Raw genomic sequence first — 1,726 nt, 5'->3', positions numbered from 1 at the left:
TTTAAATCAAATCTGCAAAACTCTTCTCCATGCGTCGAAACAGGGCAATGCCCCACCACAGGAACAAGGCGGTGACTGCCAGGCTGAGGTAAAACCCCGGCCAATACATGGTACTGTCATTGCCGAGGATGCACCATCTGAATCCGTCGATCACGCCTACCATGGGGTTGAGGCTATAGAGCAGTCGCCACTCGGCGGGTACCACACTGGTGCTGAACCCCACGGGGGAAACGTACAAACCAAACTGTACGATAAACGGTATGATGTAGCGAAAATCGCGGTATTTGACATTGAGTGCGGTCATGAGCAGCCCTGGGCCCAAGCTGGCCAACAAGGCCAAGACCATGAATACGGGCAAAAGCAGGATATTCCAACTGGGTGCGTATTGGTAGTAGATCATCATGCCCACCAGGAGCACAAAGCTGATCAAAAAATCAACAAAAGCGGTGACTACTGCCGCAGTGGGCACAATCAAGCGCGGGAAATACACTTTGCTGATCAGGTTGGAATTGCCGATCAGGCTATTGGAGGCTTCGCCGAGGGAGGTGGCAAACAGGGTCCAGGGGAGCATGCCTGCAAACACCAACAGGGCGTAGGGTGCGCTGCCGTCGGTGGGCAATTGGGCCACCCGCCCAAATACGACCGTAAAAATGATCATGGTCAGGAAGGGCCGAATGACTGCCCAGGCTACCCCAATCACGGTTTGTTTGTACCGTACGGATACGTCGCGCCAGGCCAGGATGAAAAAAAGTTCCCGATAGCGCCAAAGGTCGCGCCAGTAGTTTTTTTCGGCCCGTCCGGCTTCGAGAATGGTGAGGTGTTCAGTCATGTTGGGGAGTGACGAAGTATTCGAATGAGGAATTTTTCGAATGATGAATAACGAATGGGGTGCTATTTAGCGAATGACGAATTATTCGAATGATGAATGACGATGATGGTGTATGAAGGTTTTACGGCTTCGCCGTCGAAAGGTCGCAAAGACTTTTCGGAGTAGGTACCGCGATTGCGGTGAAAGAACGGCTGTTGGTCAGCGTGCTGCAAGGATACGAAGAATGTGGTAAAAACCAAAAGAGTGGGGGTGTTTTTTTTGTGTTGGGTGGTGGAGGGGGGTGGGTAAACGCATTAAAACATCAAAACCAAATTGCCTTGAAAATATTTATAAAATTTTGATTATCAAAATCTTGTGATATTTGTAGCTGCACTTCAGAACCCCCAGCGCCTGGAAGGGGAGCAGATTTTCGGTAAGTAAAAATCTTACTTTTGCTCAAAAAGGTAGAATATCGACCTAACGTAAGCTGGTCTCCTCTTCCAGGCAGGGTCGATTGGTTCTGGTTTTAAACCATTTTGGATTGGGCTGCGCCCAATCGTTTTTTATAACCGCGACGACGCGACGGCGCGACGATTCATTTGGCTTCGCCAAATGCGCGACGTAAAACGACGAAAAAGGTGTGCGAAGCACACTTCCCGTCGCGCCGTCGCGTCGTCGCGGTTATTAAAAAACAAGCAGCGAAGCTGCTTCAACGAATAAAAATCAAAACCAATCGCCCCTGCCTTCCAGGGGCTTGGGGGTTGGTAATCACCAGCACAACCTTGCCCGCAAGGCATTTTTGTGTCCCATTGGGGTTGCTTTGGGGGTAGTGTGCTGCTGCAATGCCAGCTTTTTTTCGTAAGCGTTTTTTTAACCGCGGAGTAAAGGAGTTGACGCGGAGTTTCGCGGAGTTTTTTT

General features: G+C 50.1%; 2 protein-coding genes. Both read right to left on the bottom strand.

Annotation, left to right across the window (positions count from 1 at the left end):
- Position 1: 1 nt before the first annotated feature.
- Complete coding sequence (locus ABW391_RS29415) at positions 2-829, bottom strand: ABC transporter permease (protein WP_353485474.1); 828 nt, start codon at positions 827-829, stop codon at positions 2-4.
- A gap of 542 nt (positions 830-1,371) precedes the next feature.
- Positions 1,372-1,726 (bottom strand): hypothetical protein (locus ABW391_RS29410; protein ID WP_353485473.1); only part of this gene is annotated, 355 nt, incomplete at its 5' end.

The organism is Haliscomenobacter sp., assembly GCF_040403615.1.
GTDB lineage: Bacteria > Bacteroidota > Bacteroidia > Chitinophagales > Saprospiraceae > Haliscomenobacter.
Note: the sequence above shows the minus strand (reverse complement) of the source record. Positions and strands in the feature narration are given on the sequence as shown.

What these genes read in the sequence shown, in the direction of transcription:
- ABW391_RS29415 (WP_353485474.1), bottom strand. Translation starts at nt 829, where the DNA reads ATGACTGAACACCTCACCATTCTCGAAGCCGGACGGGCCGAAAAAAAC.